The sequence below is a fragment of the Alkalithermobacter paradoxus genome (assembly GCA_002029295.1).
Lineage (GTDB): Bacteria > Bacillota > Clostridia > Peptostreptococcales > Peptostreptococcaceae > Alkalithermobacter > Alkalithermobacter paradoxus.
Window position 1 is genome coordinate 1 of record MZGW01000003.1, and the last position, 22,025, is coordinate 22,025.

The 22,025-nt window shown below is 32.5% G+C and carries 19 protein-coding genes, 1 rRNA gene and 2 other annotated features; of the genes, 2 read left to right on the forward strand and 18 right to left on the reverse strand.

From position 1 onward, the window contains the following. A 16S ribosomal RNA gene (locus tag CLOTH_RS04615) occupies positions 1 to 345 on the reverse strand; the annotation flags it as partial. A 210-nt stretch (positions 346 to 555) separates the two neighbouring features. Here CLOTH_RS04615 and CLOTH_RS04620 point away from each other — a divergent pair. Continuing rightward, entirely contained in the window at positions 556 to 858 is a 303-nt protein-coding gene (locus CLOTH_RS04620) for a hypothetical protein (protein ID WP_158080463.1), read from the forward strand. Between the two features lie 31 nt (positions 859 to 889). On the opposite strand, the gene CLOTH_RS04625 is transcribed toward CLOTH_RS04620, so the two are convergent. The 8 genes from CLOTH_RS04625 to infC form a co-directional block, all read right to left on the reverse strand. Then, complete coding sequence (locus CLOTH_RS04625) at positions 890 to 2,881, reverse strand: DNA topoisomerase (protein ID WP_079411686.1); 1,992 nt, start codon at positions 2,879 to 2,881, stop codon at positions 890 to 892. A gap of 98 nt (positions 2,882 to 2,979) precedes the next feature. Then, positions 2,980 to 3,981: an electron transfer flavoprotein subunit alpha/FixB family protein gene (locus CLOTH_RS04630; RefSeq protein ID WP_079411688.1), complete on the reverse strand. Its 1,002-nt coding sequence runs from the start codon at positions 3,979 to 3,981 to the stop codon at positions 2,980 to 2,982. A gap of 22 nt (positions 3,982 to 4,003) precedes the next feature. After that, entirely contained in the window at positions 4,004 to 4,786 is a 783-nt protein-coding gene (locus tag CLOTH_RS04635) for an electron transfer flavoprotein subunit beta/FixA family protein (protein WP_079411690.1), read from the reverse strand. Between the two features lie 30 nt (positions 4,787 to 4,816). Further along, positions 4,817 to 5,956 (reverse strand): acyl-CoA dehydrogenase, encoded by a 1,140-nt coding sequence (locus tag CLOTH_RS04640; protein ID WP_079411692.1) that lies wholly within the window; start codon positions 5,954 to 5,956, stop codon positions 4,817 to 4,819. A 137-nt stretch (positions 5,957 to 6,093) separates the two neighbouring features. Further along, entirely contained in the window at positions 6,094 to 7,272 is a 1,179-nt protein-coding gene (locus tag CLOTH_RS04645; protein WP_079412223.1) for an acetyl-CoA C-acetyltransferase, read from the reverse strand. A gap of 157 nt (positions 7,273 to 7,429) precedes the next feature. Next, the gene (rplT, locus tag CLOTH_RS04650) at positions 7,430 to 7,789 is read right to left on the reverse strand and encodes a 50S ribosomal protein L20 (RefSeq protein WP_079411694.1); all 360 of its coding nucleotides are present in this window, start codon (positions 7,787 to 7,789) and stop codon (positions 7,430 to 7,432) included. Between the two features lie 30 nt (positions 7,790 to 7,819). Continuing rightward, on the reverse strand, positions 7,820 to 8,017 hold the full coding sequence (rpmI, locus tag CLOTH_RS04655) for a 50S ribosomal protein L35 (protein WP_079411696.1): 198 nt from the start codon (positions 8,015 to 8,017) through the stop codon (positions 7,820 to 7,822). 26 nt (positions 8,018 to 8,043) lie between these two features. After that, a complete protein-coding gene (infC, locus tag CLOTH_RS04660; RefSeq protein ID WP_079411698.1) occupies positions 8,044 to 8,604 on the reverse strand; it encodes a translation initiation factor IF-3 in 561 nt (186 codons plus the stop codon). Beyond that, positions 8,573 to 8,704 (reverse strand) — a sequence feature (ribosomal protein L20 leader region). (Overlaps the previous gene by 32 nt.) A 181-nt stretch (positions 8,705 to 8,885) precedes the next feature. Between infC and CLOTH_RS04665 the strand changes: the two genes are divergently transcribed. Then, on the forward strand, positions 8,886 to 10,286 hold the full coding sequence (locus CLOTH_RS04665) for an ATP-dependent metallopeptidase FtsH/Yme1/Tma family protein (RefSeq protein ID WP_079411700.1): 1,401 nt from the start codon (positions 8,886 to 8,888) through the stop codon (positions 10,284 to 10,286). An 8-nt stretch (positions 10,287 to 10,294) separates the two neighbouring features. Here the strand turns inward: CLOTH_RS04665 and thrS are convergent, their stop codons facing one another. From thrS to grdC, 9 genes are all read right to left on the reverse strand, one after another. Further along, positions 10,295 to 12,205, reverse strand: a complete 1,911-nt coding sequence (thrS, locus tag CLOTH_RS04670) for a threonine--tRNA ligase (protein WP_079412225.1) — start codon at positions 12,203 to 12,205, stop codon at positions 10,295 to 10,297. A 49-nt stretch (positions 12,206 to 12,254) separates the two neighbouring features. Next, positions 12,255 to 12,473, reverse strand: a binding site (T-box leader). Positions 12,474 to 12,526: 53 nt separating this feature from the next. Further along, positions 12,527 to 13,123 (reverse strand): DUF445 domain-containing protein, encoded by a 597-nt coding sequence (locus tag CLOTH_RS04675; protein WP_079411702.1) that lies wholly within the window; start codon positions 13,121 to 13,123, stop codon positions 12,527 to 12,529. Between the two features lie 101 nt (positions 13,124 to 13,224). After that, positions 13,225 to 14,022, reverse strand: coding sequence for a putative sporulation protein YtxC (gene ytxC / locus CLOTH_RS04680; RefSeq protein ID WP_079411704.1), 798 nt, complete (start codon positions 14,020 to 14,022; stop codon positions 13,225 to 13,227). A 213-nt stretch (positions 14,023 to 14,235) separates the two neighbouring features. Then, positions 14,236 to 15,174, reverse strand: a complete 939-nt coding sequence (locus tag CLOTH_RS04685) for an ABC transporter permease (protein WP_079411706.1) — start codon at positions 15,172 to 15,174, stop codon at positions 14,236 to 14,238. Beyond that, on the reverse strand, positions 15,167 to 16,231 hold the full coding sequence (locus tag CLOTH_RS04690; protein WP_331722012.1) for an ABC transporter permease: 1,065 nt from the start codon (positions 16,229 to 16,231) through the stop codon (positions 15,167 to 15,169). The genes CLOTH_RS04685 and CLOTH_RS04690 overlap by 8 nt, the downstream gene beginning before the upstream one ends. After that, on the reverse strand, positions 16,221 to 17,723 hold the full coding sequence (locus CLOTH_RS04695; RefSeq protein WP_079412227.1) for an ABC transporter ATP-binding protein: 1,503 nt from the start codon (positions 17,721 to 17,723) through the stop codon (positions 16,221 to 16,223). Before CLOTH_RS04695 ends, CLOTH_RS04690 begins: the two co-directional genes overlap by 11 nt. A 275-nt stretch (positions 17,724 to 17,998) precedes the next feature. Continuing rightward, a complete protein-coding gene (locus tag CLOTH_RS04700) occupies positions 17,999 to 19,024 on the reverse strand; it encodes a BMP family lipoprotein (RefSeq protein WP_079411708.1) in 1,026 nt (341 codons plus the stop codon). Positions 19,025 to 19,286: 262 nt separating this feature from the next. Beyond that, positions 19,287 to 20,471 (reverse strand): glycine/sarcosine/betaine reductase complex component C subunit alpha, encoded by a 1,185-nt coding sequence (grdD, locus tag CLOTH_RS04705; RefSeq protein WP_079411710.1) that lies wholly within the window; start codon positions 20,469 to 20,471, stop codon positions 19,287 to 19,289. Between the two features lie 11 nt (positions 20,472 to 20,482). Further along, a complete protein-coding gene (grdC, locus tag CLOTH_RS04710; RefSeq protein WP_079411712.1) occupies positions 20,483 to 22,018 on the reverse strand; it encodes a glycine/sarcosine/betaine reductase complex component C subunit beta in 1,536 nt (511 codons plus the stop codon). Positions 22,019 to 22,025 lie beyond the last annotated feature (7 nt).

A 22,025-nucleotide genomic window follows, 5' to 3' on the forward strand; every position in this document is an offset into this window, starting at 1 on the left:
TCACCCTCTCAGGTCGGCTACCCATCGTCGCCTTGGTAGGCCATTACCCCACCAACTAGCTAATGGGACGCGGGTCCATCCTGTACCGCAAAAGCTTTGATCAAAAGAAGATGCCTTCCTTTGATATCATCTTGTATTAGCACACCTTTCGGTGTGTTATCCAAGTGTACAGGGCAGGTTACCCACGCGTTACTCACCCGTCCGCCGCTGAGGCAATACTTAACACTCAATACTCATCATGTGTTATGAATAAATACTCAGTGTTAAGCATTGCCTCCGCTCGACTTGCATGTGTTAGGCACGCCGCCAGCGTTCATCCTGAGCCAGGATCAAACTCTTATAAATAATTTGGCTCATATGAGCTGACTTTATGGTTAATTGAATTACTATTCGTCTGCTGTTTAATTTTCAATGTTCTTTTGTCCTTCTCTCAAGGACAAGTAATACTATACCACCATTCAAAAATATTGTCAACATTTTTTATTATATTTTTTTCTAAGTACATTTTGATATTTGATTTCATACCTTAATATTAGGAAAGGAGGTGTTAAATTAGTGTATTATTATAGCCAAATGCCTAAACCACCGAAAGGTCCTCCACCTTCGTTCACACCTAAGAAATCATCTGGTTCTAAACTTAAATTAGGTCCAGGTCCTAGCCCAATGGCTGTTGATCCTGGAAGTATAAGGTTTTGCCTTTACAAATTCACATATATCTGGCTTAGAGACGGTCGTGGATTTTGGACATTTTTAATGTATGTAGGGCCACGTTCTGTATCTGGTTTTAGATGGCAAAGAAATAGATGGGTTTTCTTTGGAACCGATCTAAGAAATATAGATTCTTTCTTCTGTAAATAATAAATAATGAGATGTCAATTTTGACATCTCATTATTTATTGCTATTTGGTATAAGAGAAAATGAACTAATTAAGCTTGCACTATTATTAATAGTTAATACTCTCTCTACATTCTTTTTTATATATGACTCTAGCTTTACCATATACTCATCGGCATTTATTTCTCCACTACATACCATGCTCAATCCCTTTTCCCAACTAGCTGTAAGTTCTGGTTTTAGTAAGGTTGGAATAGAGGCTTTGACTACATTGTATATCATCTCTCCTATAGGAGTAGGTGTTAATATCTGAGTTTTTGTATCTAGGCTAATGTAGTCTATTTTTTCTAGTTTCTTAAGTATCTCTGCTCTAGTAGCACTTGTTCCTATACCACTTCCTTTGATTTCTTCTCTTAATTCTTCATCTTCAATTAGCTTCCCCGCATTCTCCATTGCAAGAATTATAGACCCAGAGCTATATCTTTTAGGTGGAGATGTTTCACTTTCTTTTATTCTCGATTTCAATATGTTAACTTCCTGATTCTTCTTTAGCTTTTTAAGAACCTCTAGTTTGTCAGTCTTAGAATCTGAATTTGATCTATTCTCATTTAAAACATCTAAATATCCATATTGTACACATATTTTGGATGTAGTAAAGAAGTTCTCTTCTCCTACACTCGTAGTAATTGATAATTTGCTAAATATTGCAGGAGGATAAAAAATCGCTAGAAATCTTCTTACTATCATAATATATACAGCTTTACTTTTATCATGAAGTTTATTGAAATTATCTAACCCTTGACCTGTAGGTATAATAGCGTAGTGGTCTGTGATTGCCTTGTCATTAACGTACCTTGTTTTTTCTATATTTGTAAACAACTTCTCAGCTATTATTTTATTTATAAAATAATCAATATTTCCATTTTCTTTACTTAGTAGACATACACTTTTCATGTTAGATAATCCATTTATATTTTTTATAAGCTCTTTAGCTACAGCTGTTGATAAAACTCTAGCATCTGTTCTTGGGTATGTTATCATTTTCTTTTCGTAAAGTTCTTGAGCAATTTTAAGTGTTTCATCTGGGCTTAGCTTCAGTCTTTTAGAACATTCATTTTGTAGCTCAGCTAAATTATAAAGAAGAGGTGGATTTTTCTTTTCCTGCTTCTTTTTTATATCTTTTATTACTGCAGTAGTATTTTCTTTTGTAATCTCATCTATAAAGCTTTGAGCATATTCTTTTTTCTTAAATCCTGAGTCGCTAAAAAGCAGATTAGACATATGATATTTCGATCCTTCTACAGCTTTCCATTCACCATCGTAATCTAATGAATTATTAAACTGGAAATCAAAAATTATTTTATAATAAGGAGTTTTTACAAATTCTCTTATCTCTCTTTCTCTTTGAACAATCATCCCCAAAACACATGTCATTACTCTACCAACAGCAATAACAGTATATTTGCTGTTAATATAAGAACTAATAACACTTCCATATCTAAGAGTTAATAATCTAGAAAAATTTATTCCCATCAAATAGTCTTCTTTTGCTCTTAGATATGCAGCACTTGAAAGATTATCATATTCAGATAATAGCTTAGCATTTTTTATTCCTTTTCTTATTTCATCTTCAGTCTGGGAATCAATCCATACTCTTTTTCTTATTTTATTTTTTACGCCTACCATATCTTCTACTAATCTATATATATACTCTCCTTCTCTTCCCGAGTCTGTACATACATATATAGTTGATACATCTTCTCTTTTCATTTGATCTTTTATTACTTGAAACTGATTTTTAACAGAATCTATTACTTCATACTTGAATTGCTTAGGTATAAATGGAAGGTCCTTTAATGACCACTTTTTATACTTTGGATCGTATTTTTCTGGATAGCACATGGTAACTAGATGTCCTACACACCATGTTATTATAGCTTTGTCTGATTCTATATACCCATTTTTCTTTGATCCTTTGATATTTAGTGCTTTTGCAAATTCTATTGCGACACTAGGTTTCTCTGTTATAAATAATGCTTTACTCATATAAACACTTCTCTTTCGTTTGATTCTTTGTATTTAATCATTCTAACAGAATTGTATATTAAAAAAAAGCTACCTAAAGTTTTAGGCAGCTTATATGTCTATTTCTGATTTTTGAAATTATCTATTAATGAAGAAACAACTTGATTAGCATCTGCTACTATTCCAACATCAGCTACTTCAAATATAGGAGCATTAGGATTGTTGTTTATAGCTACTATAAAGTCTGACTCTTCCATTCCTGCTATATGTTGTATAGCTCCTGATATTCCGCAAGCTATATAAAGATTAGGCCTTACAGTTTTTCCAGTTTGACCTACTTGACTATTTTTATCTATCCAGCCTGCATCTACTACTGCACGTGATCCTGATACTACTCCCCCTAAGGTATCTGCAAGTTCTCTAAGCTTATCTATATTTTCTTTTTTACCTATTCCTCTACCCGCAGATACCAACACATTAGCATCTTCTATATTTATTTTATTCTTTTCTTCTCTAACAACCTCTAGTATTTCTACATTAATATCTTCATCATTTATTTCTATACTAAATTCTTCTACATTACCTTTTCTACTTTCATCTTTTTCTAATTTTTGCATAACTCCAGGTCTTACTGTTGACATTTGTGGTCTATGATCCGGGCATATTATTGTTGCCATTATATTTCCACCAAATGCAGGTCTTGTCATAAGTATATTATTACTTTCATCCTCAACATCTATACTAGTGCAATCTGCTGTAAGTCCTGTCTTTACTCTAGCAGCTATTCTAGGAGCTAAATCTCTTCCTATAGCTGTAGCTCCTATCAATACTACATTAGGCTTTTTCTCTTTTATTAGTGTAGATACTACCTTAGTATATGGCTCTGTCATATATATATTTAGCTTTTCATCTTCAACTATAATCACGTTGTCAGCACCATAGTATATAAGTTCTTCTTTTTTATCATTTATATTATGTCCTACCAATATAGCAGTCAATTCTTCTCCGAGCTTATCTGCTATTTCTCTTCCCTTTCCTAAAAGTTCAAGCCCAACCTTTTGTAAATTTCCATCTCTTTGCTCTATAAATACCCAAACTCCCTTATATTCTAAAAGATTCAAGATTATCCCCCCATATTAAAAATTATATTATGTACTTTTCTTTGAGTTTTTCTATAATTATATTAGCTCCCTCTTTAGGGTTAACATTAAATACCTTACCAGCTGCTTTAGCTCCTTTTGTAAACGATTTTTTCACCTTTGTTGGAGACCCCTTAAGCCCTATATTAGAAGTATCTACATCTATATCTTGAAGGTTCCATATTTCAACTTCCTTTTCTCTATAAGCATCAAATATTCCTGAAATGGACATATATCTTGGATCGTTCATTTCTTTAAGAGTAGTTATTAAACATGGCATTTTCACCTTTATAATGTGATATCCATCTTCGAATACCCTTTTTAGTATAAGATATTTATCATCTTTCTTAAGATCTTCAACATAACTTACATGAGGTAGATTTAGATGCTCTGCTATCTGCGGCCCAACTTGTGCTGTATCTCCATCTATTGCTTGTCTTCCAGCTATTATTAGATCATAATTTAGTTTTTTTAGTGCTCCTGCCAGTGTAGATGAGGTAGCCCAAGTATCAGCTCCTGCAAATGCTCTATCAGTAAGTAAAATCGCTCTATCAGCTCCCATAGCTAAAGCTTCTCTTAAAGCAGCATCAGCCTGCATAGGCCCCATAGTAATAACAGTAACATTTGCACCGAATTCATCCTTAAGTTTTAGTGCTGCTTCAAGACCACTTTTATCATCAGGATTTATTATGCTTGGAACCCCATCTCTTATTAATGTACCTGTTTTTGGGTCTAATTTTACTTCTGTTGTATCTGGAACCTGTTTTATGCAAACAACTATATTCATTCTAAAACCTCCTTAATGATTTGTAGTTTATTATTTCAAAAGGTGTGCAGAGATTACCATTTTCTGTACTTCCGAAGTTCCTTCGTATATTTCTGTAATCTTTGCATCTCTCATCATTCTTTCAACTGGATATTCTCTTGTGTAACCATATCCACCATGAAGCTGAACTGCTTTTGTAGTAACCTCCATAGCTGTTTCAGATGCAAACAGTTTAGCCATGGCAGCTTCCTTTGAGTAAGATAAATTATTATCTTTATTCTTAGCAGCTTTGTACACCAAAAGTCTTGACGCTTCTACTTTTGTATCCATATCTGCAAGTTGGAATTGAGTATTTTGGAAGTATGAAATAGGCTTTCCAAACTGTCTTCTTTCCTTTACATACTTAACAGTTTCATCTAATGCTCCTTGGGCTATACCAAGTGCCTGAGCTGCTATACCAATTCTACCTCCATCTAAAGTTTTCATAGCTATCTTAAACCCTTGACCTTCTTTTCCAAGTAAATTTTCTTTAGGTATCCTACAATTTTCAAATATAAGCTCACAAGTTGAAGAACCCTTTATCCCAAGCTTTGACTCTTTTTTTCCTACACTGAATCCTTTCGCACTTGAATCAACTATAAAGGCTGATATTCCTTTTGTTCCCTTAGATGGATCGGTCATAGCCATTACTACATAAATATCCGCATAACCAGCATTGGTTATAAATATCTTAGAACCATTAAGTATGTACTCATCACCATCTAAAACCGCTGTTGTTTGCTGAGCTGAAGCATCTGTTCCTGCATTAGGTTCAGTCAATCCAAACGCTCCTATTTTCTCTCCTTTACAAAGTGAAACTAGATACTTTTGCTTTTGCTCTTCTGTTCCAAACTCAAATATAGGATTTGCACATAAAGATGTATGTGCAGATACTATAACCCCTGTAGTTGCACATACTTTAGATAATTCTTCTACAGCCATAGCATAAGCTAGGTTGTCCCCTCCTTGACCTCCATATCTTTTTGGAAACGGTATTCCAAAGAAGCCATATCTAGCAAGTTTTTTCACTGTTTGAATTGGAAATTCTTCATTTTCGTCAACTTCATGTGCATAGGGCTTCACTTCATTTTCTGTAAATTCTTTGTACATAGTTTTGAGCATTTTATGCTCTTTTGAAACGCAAAAATCCATAATATCTCCCCCCCAAGTTATTTTTTTAACATAAAATATAGTATGATTGGTTTAATTTATATTTAATTACTTATTTCAATAAATTCTATGCTTGTACCTGATGATAAATTACAAAAAAACTGCTAAAATTAGCAGTTTCACCTTTCTATAATTATAGATGTTCCTTGTCCTCCACCTATACATAAGGTTGCAAGACCTGTTTTAACATCTCTTTTTATCATTTCGTATATCAATGTTACCAAAATTCTAGCTCCAGATGCTCCAACGGGATGACCAAGTGCTATTGCTCCTCCATTTACATTTACTTTATTTTTGTCTAAATTTAAATCCTTAACAACAGCTATCGATTGAGCTGCGAACGCTTCATTTGCTTCAATTAAGTCTATGTCTTCTATACTCATTTCTGCCTTTTTCAAAGCCTTTAGTGTAGCTGGAACTGGTCCATATCCCATAATATTTGGATCAAGTCCACAAGATGCATACGATTTAATTGTTGCTAGAGGCTTTATCCCCATTTCATCAGCCTTTTCCTTTGACATAATTACGAGCATTGCCGCACCGTCATTTATGCCTGATGCATTACCAGCTGTCACAGTTCCATCTTTTTTGAATGCAGGTCTTAATTTTGATAATTTTTCGATAGTCATTCCATGTTTTATGTACTCATCTTCACTTATCCTAACTACATCGCCTTTTCTTTGAGGAATATCTACACAAACTATCTCATCTTTAAACCTTCCATTTTTCTGAGCAGTTTCTGCTTTTAATTGGCTCTCAAGGGCAAACTTATCTTGTTCTTCTCTTGATATATTCCATTTTTCAGCTATATTTTCTGCAGTTATACCCATATGGATATCGTTAAAGGCATCCGTTAATGCATCGTTAATCATACTATCAACAATCTTACTATCACCCATTTTCTGACCCCATCTAGCGTCTTTCAATATATATGGGGCATTGCTCATACTCTCTGTTCCTCCCACCAAAGCTATATCACTATCCCCAAGTGCTATAAACTGAGCAGCCATACTTACAGACCTAAGGCCTGAACCACAAAGTTTATTTATTGTCATCGATGTAGTAGTTTCTGGTATTCCAGATCTTATAGCTATTTGTCTTGCTGGGTTTTGTCCAAGTCCAGTAGATAGTATATTGCCTATTATTACATCATCAATAACTTCAGGGCTTATCCCAGCTCTTTTAATAGCTTCTTTAGCAGCTATTACACCTAAATCAACTGCCGATAGTTTAGATAAGCTCCCCCCAAAACTACCTATAGGAGTTCTTGCAGCTCCTACTATTACAACTTCTCTCATCATAAGTATCCCCCTTTTATATAAAAATTTTGATATACAATAATATCTATTCAGTTAAATAGTATTTTATTAGTTATTAATTATTTATCAAAATTTTTATATAAAATTACCTATATAGCAAAAAAAATCTCTGGATTTCTCCAGAGATTTTTCAATATTATGCTCCTAACTTTTGCTTAGCAGTTTCAACTAATTGCTTGAATCCTTCAGCATCGTTTATAGCCATTTCTGATAACATTTTTCTATTTATGTTAATTCCAGCTAACTTTAATCCATTTATAAGCTTAGAGTAAGATAATCCATTCATTCTTGCTCCAGCATTTATTCTTTGTATCCAAAGCTTTCTGAAATCTCTTTTCTTAAGCTTTCTACCTACATAAGCATGTCTTAAAGCTTTCATTACGAATTCATTAGCTGGTCTAAATAATTTGCTTCTTGATCCTCTAAAACCTTTTGCAAGTTTTAATATTTTTTTATGTTTTTTACGAGCATTAACTGCTTTTTTTACTCTTGCCATTATTATAACCTCCTTTGTCTATCCTAATCCTTATATATATGGTAGTAATGTAGCTATTCTTCTAGCATCTCCAGCACTTACTATTCCTGCTTTTCTAAGATTCATCTTAGTCTTAGCACTCTTCTTAGTTAGTATGTGTCTTCTGAAAGCCTTGCTTCTTTTTAATTTTCCACTAGCTGTAGCTTTAAATCTTTTAGCTGCTCCTTTGTGTGTTTTCATTTTTGGCATGTTAATTTCCTCCTCTCAAAATATCATTACTTTGCCTTTGGATCTAATATTACAACTATATTATTCCCTTCAAGTCTTGGTGCTTTGTCTGGAACACCTGCATCTTTAATCATTTCTAAAAACTTATTTACAACTTGGAATCCTATATCTTTATGACCTAGCTCTCTTCCTCTGAATCTAACTACAACCTTAACTTTATCTCCTTTTTCTAGGAATTTTTTAGCCTGGTTACCTTTAGTAGTCAGATCATGTTCTTCTATAACTGGTCTTAATCTGATTTCTTTTACATTTATAACTTTTTGCTTTTTCTTAGATTCTTTTTCTTTCTTAGACTGTTCGTATTTATATTTTCCAAAATCCATTATCTTGCAAACTGGTGGGTTTGCATTTGGAGATATCTTAACTAAATCTAAATTCTTTTGAGTAGCAATTAATTGAGCTTCTTTAGCTGACATTATTCCTAATTGCTCTCCTCCATCTAATATTACTCTTATTTCTTTGTCTCTTATTTGTTCATTAATTTGTACTTCTTTAATAACAACGCACCTCCAGTGATACGAAAATAAAAAGCGGATAGCATACGCCATCCGCTTAAATACACAACACAACTAAGAACATAAACATACTTAGCTATTAACCTTACAACGTAATCGTAAGGTGAGAAGCGGATAACTTCTGCTTGATTTCACATAAAAAAATTATATCATTCATATTTTGCATAGTCAATATATTTTTTTATTATTTTTATTTTAGAAAATTTATGAATAGGTTATTGCATTAAATGGAAAAATTATTAACTAATATTCTATCATCTTTAGGAAAAAATAAAAACATAATAAAAATAAACCATTTTAAGAGGTGCATAATCATGAAAATGATCAAAGATATTATGAAAAGATTCAAAATACCTGTGTTTGCTTTTAATCAAAGCAAAATAGAAAAGGATTCCAATAATGAAGATGCCTCTTTTTCAAAACCTAAAACTACATTCAAGGACGTAGCTGGACTTGATGAAGTTAAAGAAGAATTGGTAGAGATAGTAGACTTTATCAAAAATCCAGATAAATATAAAAAAATGGGAGCCCAAGTTCCAAAGGGAATCTTATTTTATGGACCTCCTGGAACTGGTAAAACACTATTAGCTGCATCTATAGCTGGTGAAACAAATTCAGCATTTTTTAACACAACTGGTTCAGAGTTTGTTGAAAAGTACGTAGGTGTAGGTGCAAAGAGAGTTAGAACTTTATTTGAAAAAGCTAGAAAAGAAGCTCCTAGTATTATATTCATAGACGAAATAGACGCTATAGGAGCCAAAAGACATCTAGAGAGCAACAACGAAAAAGATCAAACACTAAATCAGCTTCTAGTCGAGATGGATGGATTTAACAAGGATAACAATGTAATAATGATAGGAGCAACTAACAGACTAGATCTTTTAGATGAAGCTTTAACTAGACCCGGAAGATTCGATAGACACATATATATAGGAAATCCTAACTATTTCACAAGACATGAAATATTGAAAGTTCACACAAAAGATAAGCCCTTATGTGATGAAGTTAATCTTGAAGAAATAGCAAAGAAAACTCACGGGCTTAGTGGTGCCCACCTTGCTAATATAGCAAACGAGTCAGCCATTATAGCTGTAAGAGAAGGAGTTTCTCAAATAAAGAAACATCACTTTGACAAAGCAATAGAAAGAATAGTTGCAGGACTTGAAAGTAAAAACAGTAAATTAATAGAGAAAGAAAAGAAAATTGTATCTTATCACGAAGCAGGACACGCTTTGATTAGTAATGCTTTAAATACAAATCCAATTCAAAAAATATCCATAATTCCTAGAGGTCAAGCACTTGGATACGTACTTCAACTTCCCGACGAAGATAGATATATATACACTAAAGAAGATTTAATAAACAAAATGAAGGTTTTATTCGGCGGAAAAGCTGCTGAGAACTTAATCTTCAATCACACTTCTACAGGAGCTAAAGATGATCTTAATAAAATAACTCAGATAGCAACTCAGATGGTTTGTGAGTATGGAATGAGTTCGCTTGGAAATATGACAATAGATTCAAATTTCAAGGGCTTTATGATAGACAAAATCCAAGCAGAAATAAATTCCATAATGAATCAGTGTTACGAAGAAACTGTAGAGCTTCTAAAAAGTCAAATGGAAGAACTTCACATAGTATCTAACTATTTATATGAAAATGAAAGTTTAACTCATGATGAATTTAAAAGTATAATAAAAAGAGCCTTAACTTAGGCTCTTTTTTAATGCATAGTTTTATTTTTGATTTCTTCTAAAACAGTTTCTATAAACTTATCTACAGCTATTGATCCTAGTTCACCCTTATCTCTAGAACGAACAGAAACTTCACTATTCTCAACTTCCTTTTCTCCTACTATTAACATGTATGGAACCTTTTCTAGTTGAGCTTCTCTTATTTTATATCCTATTTTTTCTGCTCTATCATCTATTTCTACTCTTATTCCTTTTTCAAACATTATATCTTTTACTTTGTTTGCATAGTCCATATACTTATCAGATATAGGAAGTATCTTAACTTGAACTGGAGATAGCCATAATGGGAACTTACCTGCAAAATGCTCTGTTAAAATACCTATAAATCTTTCTATACTACCAAATGCAACTCTATGAATCATTACTGGTCTGTGTTTTTCTCCATCTTTTCCTATATAAGTTAAATCAAACTTTTGTGGTAGTTGCATATCTAATTGTATAGTACCACACTGCCATGTTCTCCCTATACAGTCTTGTAAATGGAAATCTATTTTCGGACCATAAAATGCTCCATCACCCTCATTTAGCTTATAAGGAAGATTTAACTCTTCTAATGCCTCTTTCAGTCCATTTTCTGCAACTTCCCATTCTTCATCGCTTCCCATTGAATTTTCAGGTCTTGTTGAAAGTTCAACATGATATTTGAACCCGAAAGTTTTGTATACCTCATCTATTAATTTAGCAACACCTTTTATTTCATCTTTTATCTGCTCAGGTAACATAAATATATGTGCATCATCTTGAGTAAATGCTCTAACTCTCATTAAACCATGAAGTGCCCCTGAAAGCTCATGTCTATGAACTCTTCCTAGTTCTGCAACTCTCATAGGGAAATCTCTGTATGAATGCATATCAGTTTTATATACAAGCATTCCTCCTGGACAGTTCATAGGCTTTATAGCAAAATCCTCTTCATCTATTTTAAGAGCGTACATATTTTCTCTGTAGTGATGCCAATGCCCTGAAGTTTCCCAAAGATGTCTACTTAAAATCATAGGAGTTTCTACCTCAACGTAATTTGCTTTTCTATGAATGTCTCTCCAGAATCTTAGTAGTTCATTTTTAAGTTCCATACCCTTAGGTAAGAAAAATGGAAATCCTGGTCCTTCATCTATTATTGTAAATAATCCTAGTTCTTTACCTAATTTTCTGTGATCTCTTTTCTTTGCTTCTTCAAGCATATTTAAGTATTCTTCAAGTTCTTTAGCTTTTTCAAATGATGTTCCATATATTCTCTGAAGCATCTTATTTTTTTCACTTCCACGCCAGTAAGCTCCTGCTACACTCAGTAACTTTATAGCTTTAACCTTTTTAGTAGAAGGTAAATGAGGTCCCCTACAAAGATCTACAAATTCTCCTTGTTTATAGAAAGATATTATCTCACCTTCTGGAAGTTCACTTATAAGTTCTACTTTATAATCTTCATTTTGTTCACTCATTAATTTTATAGCTTCATCTCTTGGAAGATCAAACCTCTCAATTTGTAAATCTTCCTTAACTATTTTTTTCATTTCCGCTTCTATTTTTTCCAAATCCTGTGCAGTAATTTTGTAATCTAAATCTATATCATAATAAAATCCATTGTCTATAGCAGGTCCTATAGCAAGCTTTGCATCTTTATATAGTCTTTTTATTGCTTGAGCTAATATATGAGCTGATGTATGCCTAAAAGTTTCTTTTCCAGCCTCATCTTCAAATTTAAGTAAATTTAAATTCACATCTTCATTTAAAACATAGCTTAAATCAACTACTTCTTCATTCACTTGTGCTGCTACTATACTTCTTGCAAGTCCTTCACTTATGCTCTTTGCTACATCAAGCACAGAAGATCCTTTTTGTACTTCTCTTACAGATCCATCTTTAAGAGTAATCTTTATCAGTTCCACTTTTAATCCTCCTTTTATAAAAATATAAAAACTCCCGCCCAAAAGTTGGGACGAGAGTTATATTCGCGGTTCCACCCAAGTTGGCAATATGCCCACTCTTAGACTGTAAGGTAGTCAACCGAAATCCTTTCTTTCTATTCAAAATACTCAGTTTCAGCTCCAAGGTAGTTTTCAGTTAATCATATATAAAAGTGCTTTCAGCCTACGACACTTTCTCTCTTGATACTGTGTTTAACTTACTCTTCCTCTTCATAGCATTTAATATATTTTTTATTGAATTATATATTTCATAAGTCCATTTGTCAAGTAGATAAACTATATATAGTTTATAATAATACCTTGTATAATTCCTATAACAAAACCTAATACAGCACCTAATACTTCTATATGCTTTAGCTCTTTACTAGCTATATCTAATATTATAGATTCTAATTTTTCTAAATCAAACTGGTTTATCTTATCTTCTACCATTTCTCCTATTTTTATTCTTGAAGATGCTTTATTAATTAAATCTTCACTTAAATTAGTTATAAGTTTTTCAGCTTCTTCTTCTATTACCTTATCCATATATTCTGCTATCATAACTTTAAATGCACTTGGAATAAATGGTGGCATTTTTTCATCTACAATTTTACTTATTTTAGTCTTTATAATTTTAACTAAATTTTTCTTATCTTCATTTTGTACCATTTTGTTCATAATCTCTTCAATTGACAATAACTCTTTTTCAACTACTTTTCCTATAGAGTTTGCCACTTCTTTTCTTCTTTTAGGAATCAATCCTACTATCTCTATATTTAGTATTGGGATTTTTATAGGATTTAAAGGTCTAAATATCAGCTTTATAGCAATAATGTTGGTTGTCCATCCTATAAGTGCTCCTATTGTTGCTAAAAATAATATCCTAAGCATTACATTCCTCCTTGCTATTAATAATCATTTTAAGATTACCACACATACAGTAGTTAATCAATATCACATTAAAAGCAACAAAATAAAAGGCCTTAAGGCCTTTAAGATTCATAATCTACTTTAACTTTATTATCAAAAATAGCTTCTATAGTATCTATTATTTCTTTAGATGTGTTATTTTTCATTTCATCACATATCCATATCTCTCGAGGACATATTGTAATGAGTGCACTTATTAAAAAATCCTCATAGTTCATATTCTCTCTCAAAGCTAAACTTATTATATCTTTTGTATAGTTATTCTCTAAGGGTCTGTTATACTTGTCATATAGTTTGAATATACCTTCTTTTTCTATATGGATTTTTAATATATCTTCTTTTTCTTCTTGTATTTCTACAAAGTACTTTAGTAATTGTATAAATTCTTTATAATCTCTTTCAACTAAATATTTTTCTAGTCCCCTATCACTTATTTCTATTACATAATCAACAAAGTCTTTTAGCCTAAATCTTAGGAATCCATTTATATTTATATAGTCATTTGTAGATAAATATTCTTGCAGCCTTGTAAATATCATATCTTTTATCAACACTTCTTTCTCTGAAAATATCTGGAGTGAATGTTCATATATATTGTTTATCTCATTTAGATATATGTCTTTATAACTTCTATCAACGACCTTTTTTAGTATTTTATTTTTTACTATGTCTGTAATCATGTCTGTAAGTTGATAACATATAGCAGTTTTACAAGACTCTTTATCTTCATCATCTACAAGTATATCTATTTCTGTAAGTTCGTCGTTTTTTCTTATTTGTTTTTCTATTCCTTCATAATTCACAAACGAAGTACCAAAATCTTTATATTCTCCCATCATTCCAAGTGAGATATATTTCAAGTCAGTCACTCCTTTCTTGTCGCAGGTGGAATAGCTGGTTTATGTATAGCATACTTTTGTGTTAAATCGTATACTTTTAAGATATTTCTTTGATCTTTATTTTGTTACTTTTATTATTTGTATTTTTTATTTTTTAATTCACATTCTATATGTACATACTCACATATTAAAATCAAAAACCTCTGCGCTATGAAAATAGCACAGAGGTTCTTATTATCTTTCTCCTTTTTCGTAAGGTAGTCCATTCGCTGCTGGACCATTAGATTTTCCTACAAATACTATAAGAACTATTAAAGTTATTATATATGGAATCATTGATAATATATTCTCTGATACATTAAGTCCTATATCTGGTCCTCCCAAGAATACTGTAAGTCCAGTTGAAGCTCCAAATAAAAGTGATGCAAGCATAGCTCCTTGTGGCTTCCACTTACCGAATATTACAGCAGCCAAAGCTATAAATCCTTGACCAGATACCAAAGTAGGTCTAAAAGTAGAAACTATAGCAATACTTATAGATGCTCCTCCTAATCCAGCAAGTATTCCTGATAGTATTACGCATAAATATTTTACTCTATATACATTTATACCTAGAGTATCAGCTGCTCTTGGATGTTCTCCAACAGCTCTTATTCTAAGACCTAGTTTTGTTTTATATAGAACAAACCAAGTAAGTGCAACAAATATAAATGCTATATACACAGTTGCATAAGTATTTAATGTTATATCGAGGAAACTTCCTTGTTCAAATATTCCATTAAGTGGTCTTGGAATTTTATTACTTAAAGCTATAGTTGGTGTCATTGTAGAACCATCAAATAACTTTCTACACATAAATAGTGCAAAACCAGGTCCTAAGAAATTTATCGCAATACCAGATACAACATGATCTGCGTTGAAAGTTACAGTAGCTAGTGCATGAATAAGCCCAAATAAACCTCCTGCTATTCCAGCCACTAAGAAAGCAAGCCATGGATCTCCTGTAATAACAGCAGTTGCAGCTCCTGCAAATGCACCTATAGTCATCATTCCCTCAAGACCTATATTTACAACTCCAGCACTTTCTGAGAATATTCCACCAAGAGATGTAAATATCAGGGGAGTTGAATACATTAAAGTTGTACTTATTATAAGAGCTAAGTTTTTAAGCATTTGCTTTTCCCCCCTTAATTTTTTGTACTACAATCTTAACTAATCTACTTGCAGCTATAAAATATATTATAGAACCTATTACTATATTTATAACTTCTGTAGGTGCTCCTATTGTTTGAAGCTTACTTCCACCATATTTAAGTCCTCCGAATAAAAGAGCTCCAAGTGTAACACCTAAAGGAGTATTGTTTCCAATTAAAGATACTGCTATTCCATCAAATCCGTATCCTTCCATGGCAGCTAGTATAGTTACCCTTCTAGACACTCCCATAACATGCATAGCTCCTGCAGCTCCTGCTAAAAGACCAGCAATAGCCATAGATGTTACCATAGATCTATTTACATTTATACCAGCATACTCTGCACCATATTTGTTGAATCCAACTGCTCTTAACTCAAATCCTAATACAGTCTTGTAAAGAATATAAGCTACTATAACTACTAAAATCAAAGATATTACAATTCCCCAGTTAACTCTAGTAGCTGGCCCTACTATTGATCTTAGCCAGTCTATATTTATTCCTGCAGTAGCTTGAATATCGTAAGATGATTCACTATTAGGTCTTCTGAATCCTTCAAGCATTATTACATAGTTTTGAAGATAAAGAGCTATCCAGTTAAGCATTATAGTTGATATTACTTCATTTACACCAAATTTTGCCTTTAAAACTCCTGCAATAACCGCCCACAATGCACCAGCTAAACATCCACTTAATAATGTTAGTGGTATATGAATTATAGCTGGAAGCTTAACAAAATATCCTACTAATGCTGCAGTCAATGCTCCAACTATAAACTGTCCTTCTGCTCCTATGTTAAAAAGACCTGTTCTAAAAGCAAATGCAACAGATAGTCCTGTAAGAATAAGAGGTGTTGCTCTAACTATTGTCCAAGCTATATATCTTGGCTCACCAAACACACCATTTATCATAGCACCATATCCTTCAAAAGGATTGAATCCTGCAAAAGATAAAACTATTCCTCCAACTATAAATCCTAAAACTATGGAAATTAGAGTGTACATAAATGTATCACTAAATATCTTTTTATTTTTCACCTTCAGCACCTCCTGCCATCATAAGTCCTAGAACATTTTCATCTGCTTCCTTAGCGTCTACTATTCCTACTATCTTTCCTTCATATATTACAGCTATTCTATCTGATACACTCATAACCTCGTCAAGTTCTAAAGATACCAAAAGAACTCCTTTTCCTTTATTTCGCTGATCTACTAATGACTTGTGTACAAATTCTATAGCTCCAACATCAAGTCCTCTAGTAGGTTGAGTTGCTATTAAAAGCTCAGGATCATTAGTAACTTCTCTTGCTATTATTATCTTTTGTTGATTTCCTCCCGATAAAGCTCTTGCTTTTAAACTTTCATCAGTAGGTCTTATGTCAAATTTTTCTATAAGCTCTTTAGCAAATTTATTTATATTATCCTCTAGTAGTCTAAATCCTTTAGAAAACTGAGGTTTTGCATAATTTTCTAAAATCATATTTTCTGCAACTGTAAAATCTAAAACAAGTCCTCTTTTTTGTCTATCTTCCGGTATATTACAAATTCCAGATTCAAATACTTCTTTAGGAAGCTTATTAGTTATATCTTTTCCATTTAGATATACACTTCCACTTTCTACTTCTCTAAGTCCAGTTAATGCCTCAACAAGTTCAGATTGTCCATTTCCATCTATTCCTGCTATACCAAGTATTTCTCCTCTTCTAACTTCTAAAGATAATTCATTTAATACATTTATTCCTCTATTGTCTTTTGCAATCAACTTATCTACTTTAAGAACAACATCTCCTGGAGTCATAGCAGCTTTATCTACTTTAAAGTTTACTTCTCTTCCAACCATCATAGCTGCAAGCTCGTCTTCTGTAGTTTTAGATACATCTACAGTGTCTATATACTTTCCTCTTCTTATTATAGTACAAAAATCTGCTGCTTCTTTTATTTCCTTCAGTTTATGAGTTATTACAATTATTGACTTTCCTTCTTTAGTAAGGTTTCTCATTATTTGTATTAATTCTTTTATTTCCTGTGGTGTAAGTACTGCAGTTGGCTCATCTAATATTAAGATTTCTGCTCCTCTATATAAGGCTTTTAAAATTTCTACTCTTTGTTGCATACCAACAGTAATATCTTCTACTCTAGCTAAAGGATCAACATAAAGACCATATTTTTGAGATATTTCTTTAACATCATTAATAGCCTTATCCATATCTATTCTATTTAATCCCTTAGTGGGTTCCATGCCTAAGATAATGTTTTCCGCAACTGTAAATGGAGGTACTAGCATGAAGTGCTGATGAACCATTCCTATACCATTTGCTATAGCTATATTAGGATTATCTATATTAACTTTATTTCCTTTTATGTATATATCTCCTGATGTCTGTTGATAAAGTCCATAAAGTATATTCATAAGTGTAGATTTCCCCGCACCATTCTCTCCTAAAAGAGCATGTACTTCTCCTTTGTGAACAGTTAGGTTTATATTATCATTTGCTATGAAGTTTCCGAATTTCTTTGTTATGTTTTTCATTTCAACTACTTTTTGGTTGAAATCTATATTATTACTCACATTACTCAAAGCCTATTCCTCCTCATCAGTTTTAAATATAATTTAAATTATACTAAAACATTTTTCTGAATACAACAAATAGTGGAAAATGTCGAATTTTTCTCCATTTTGCCGACTATTTTTTCTTTATATCAAGCCTATAGTTTGTTACTTACAGCTATTATTTTGTAATTTTATTAAGCATAATATTCATATTGAAAAAATAAAGCTTAGAGCTAAGCCCTAAGCTTTTTTTGTTACTTCATAGCGTTTAATTCTGCTTCTGTTGATGGAACTGTGAATTTTCCATCTATTATTTCTTGCTTTTGCGCTTCAACAAAGTCTAATATCTCTTGTGGAACGTTTTTGCTAGTTGTAGGAGCTATATCAACTCCACCTTCTTTTAATCCATAAACTATAGTTGTTCCACCTGGGAAGTTTCCGTCTGCTAAACGTTTGCTTACTTCATATATAGCATTGTCAACTCTCTTCATAGCTGAAGTTATTACATTCTCTGGTGCTAAATCATTTTGGTCTCTGTCAACTCCTATAGCAAACTTTCCTTCTTCTCTAGCTGCTTCTATCATACCTGTTCCAGTATCTCCAGCAGCATGGAATATTATATCTGCTCCACGTTGATACATTTGTCTTGCTATAGCCTTTCCTCTTGCTGGGTCATTGAATGCGTTTGCATATTGAACATCAACAATAGCATCAGGATTAGCTTTCTTTACTCCTGCCATAAATCCATATTGGAATTTTTGAATAACTGGTACATCCATACCACCTATAAACCCTACTCTATTAGTTTGTGTCATTTTTCCTGCAATTAAACCAACTAAGTAAGACGCTTCTTCTTCCTTAAATACAACACCAACTACATTTTCTGGAGTCTTCTCATACGCGTAGTCTATTATACCAAACTTGAAATCTGGATAGTTTTCAGCCGCTTCTTCAATAGCTTTTCCCATTTTAAATCCTACGCCCCATATTAAATCAGTATTCTGATCTACTAGTATTTCTATGTTTGGAGCATAGTCAGCTTCTTGATTAGATTCTTGATACGAAATTCTTATTCCGTAGTCTTTTTCTCCTTTTTGAAGTCCTTCCCATGCAGATTGGTTAAAAGATTGGTCGTTTACTCCTCCGACATCTGTTACCATACCTACTTTTACTGCCTCTTGTCCACCTTGCTTTCCTTCATTTGCTGGCTGAGTACAACCTGTAAGTGTACCTAAAAATACAGCTCCAGCAAGAAACATTGATACTAATTTCTTATTCACTTTGCATCCTCCTGTTCTTTAGTTAAATTATGGTTAAGTTTTGCGACTGTAACTTAAGGTTCTACATAATTTTTCGTAATCCTCTTTTTTTTTAGATTTTTTTAAAAAATTTTTTAATTTTCTCATATAATCAAATTCATATATTATAATAACCACTTTATAATTCTTATATGTAAAAAAGTCTTTCTTTAGTTATCCACAATTTATTAAAGTACATAATTTCCTATGTGTTATAAAAAAATAGTCCATTCATGGACTATTTTTAACAATGTGAATTTCCTTCACACGCATATCCTTCTTTATTTAAAACTTGTATAGACTGATCATATTTAGATTCACTTACTAATACTATAGGACCTGTACATCCCATTCCACTTTCTGCATATATATTATTTTTCCATAAAGCTCTTACTGCATCTTCTAGATCCATTATATCTATACCAGATATAGAGGCTGTTACTATTTCTTTTTCTGGTACTTTAATTTCTTCTGAATTTGTTTCTTTCTTTGTTTCTTTTGTTAAAGATTTTAGTATATCATCTAATTTTGCATTTTTAGCTTTGCTAAATTCTTCTTTAGCTATTTTATTTATATTACCATTTGATATATCAAACGCATATTTTATAGCATTTGCAACTACTGGAGATCCTGATGCTCTTGAAAGTATTAATATATTTCTATCGTAATCAAATCCAACTCCAGGACCATATCCATATCCTAATGCTTCATAATCTCCACCAGTGCTGTATGATGAAAATATTTTCATAAGTAGGTTTCCTGTAAGTGTATCTGTAACCATAACATCTGGAGTACCTGTTAAAAGGTCATTTCCTCTCATTACACATCCACCGTCAGATCTCATAGACTCCGTAAAGTTAATATCATATCCATTTTGCTTTAGCTCTTTTAGTGCTTTTTCAACTTGTCTTGCACCATCTAAATTTAATATTCCAACAGTTGGATTTTTTATTCCTATAGATTTTGCAGTAACTATTCCGTAAAGTGCATTTTTTACCATAGCTTCTGTTCTATGTGCAGAAGATGTTCCAGTAGTTGTAGCTATAATCATTTCTCTTCCTTTTCCAGGAGTTACTACTCTACCGACAGTAGAAACACCTATTGGGAAATTATAGTGCATAGTAACACAAGCACTTATATATCCGCTATCTAGTAATTCTTCCATTTTTTTGTGCATTTCTTCTTCAGTGTTCACTTCTATCAATTCTAAATCAGTATCCACCTTAGGTCCTATAAGTACTATATCATATTGTGAAGACATGCTTTTAGCTATGTGTGCTCCTTTAACTAAGTTTTCTACTCCATGCTCACTACCTAAAGTTGTAAGACCTATTTTTATTCTTTTTCCGAAATTTCCACTTTCAATAGAGTCTGCTATTTCAAGTAAAGCATTTGACAATATATTTTTTAGTTCTTTATTTTGAGCCATATCTTTCACCCCTATTCTGATAATAAGTGTGACGCTAATTTTTTCATAGCCTCCGCAATCATCTTCTTCACTTCATCTTCAGAAATATTATTTTCTTCTTTTATATTTCCACTGTTTCTTTCCATAACGAAAGATACTCCATCAAATAAGTTAGTCATACGAGCTAAGAATAAACTTCCCTTACCAACTATCATAGCTCTATTTGCACTTCCTTTTGTTAAATCATCTATAGCAAATCCTATATAAGGAACTCCAGATGGTATATGTCCTTGTGTTGGTGCCCATCCTGGAAGACCATGTTTTTCAACAAAACCTGCCAGGTCACTTCTTTGAAGTTCTCCTCTTTTCACTCCAAGAGCTGCTATCATTTTGTAGTTAGCCTCTGGAACATCTCCTGCACCTGCTGGCTTTGTAACATCAGGGTTTTGCATTTCAACTGAATATACATCTATATCAGTAATTTTAAGTCCGCTTTTATCAAGTGGCGTTGTTATTAATGATGTTATAACTGCTTGAGGAGAAGATCCTGTGCCTACAGTATGTCTTCCTACTAAGTCAGTTCTAATAATTGGGCTTACTCCATCGTTTTTGGTAACAAGCACAGCAAATCCGCCTAATACATCTTCAAGTATTGGCATGCCTTTTTTCATATGATCTTTAGCATTCATTCCAAGTTTTGCAGTAGCTCCACCACCTACTACTATTACATTCTCATATACTCCTGCTTTAACTAATGCAGATGCCTTTACAAGAGCGTGAGCAGGTCCAGCACAGAACCCTCTAGTATCAGATCCTGTCGCATTATTAAGCCCTATAGTTTCTGCTATTGCTTTAGCGAAGTTTCCTCCACCTCTTTGATTCATATCTCCACAAGCTTCTTCAGAACACTCTATAACATAATCTATAGAAAGTGGATCTATATTATTCTTAGCAATCAAATGCTTAACAGCTAAAACTCCAGAAGCCTTAACTACTAAGTTTTCAAATATAACGTGTGCATTAAGATTCACATCTATTTCATGTGCTCTTTTTACGCATCCAACTATTTTCTGAGAGTGATATAATGGCTCTGCATGTTGCTCATTTATCATTTTCTCTATACTTTCTATATCTTCCCCATCTTTTATTTTGTTTAAATCAGTTTCATTTATAAGCGGGTGATTTGATAATTTCTCTTTAACTTCATTTGCAAATTCTTTAGTTAATTTAACTAAATCAAATGCATCAGATATCTTCATAAGTCCTATAAATTCGTCTTGAGGCATTATTTCTCCGAATCTACCATCTCTTTTTTGATCAGCTTTTTTATTATACCAAGGCATTTCATAGTTTCTAAGATCTTCTGGCCTTAAGTTGCCTATGTAAACTTGATTTGGCGGGTAAGAAACAACATCTTCGTAGCTTCTTAAGTTATTATTAACTTCCTTTAAGAAGTCTGAATCTGGATTTGTCTTCTTTTCAACTGCACATGTTGTTCCGCTATGTAATATCATATCTGGAGTATGAACTAATATATAACTACTACCCTTAGCAACAGCAAAAGACATAATTAAG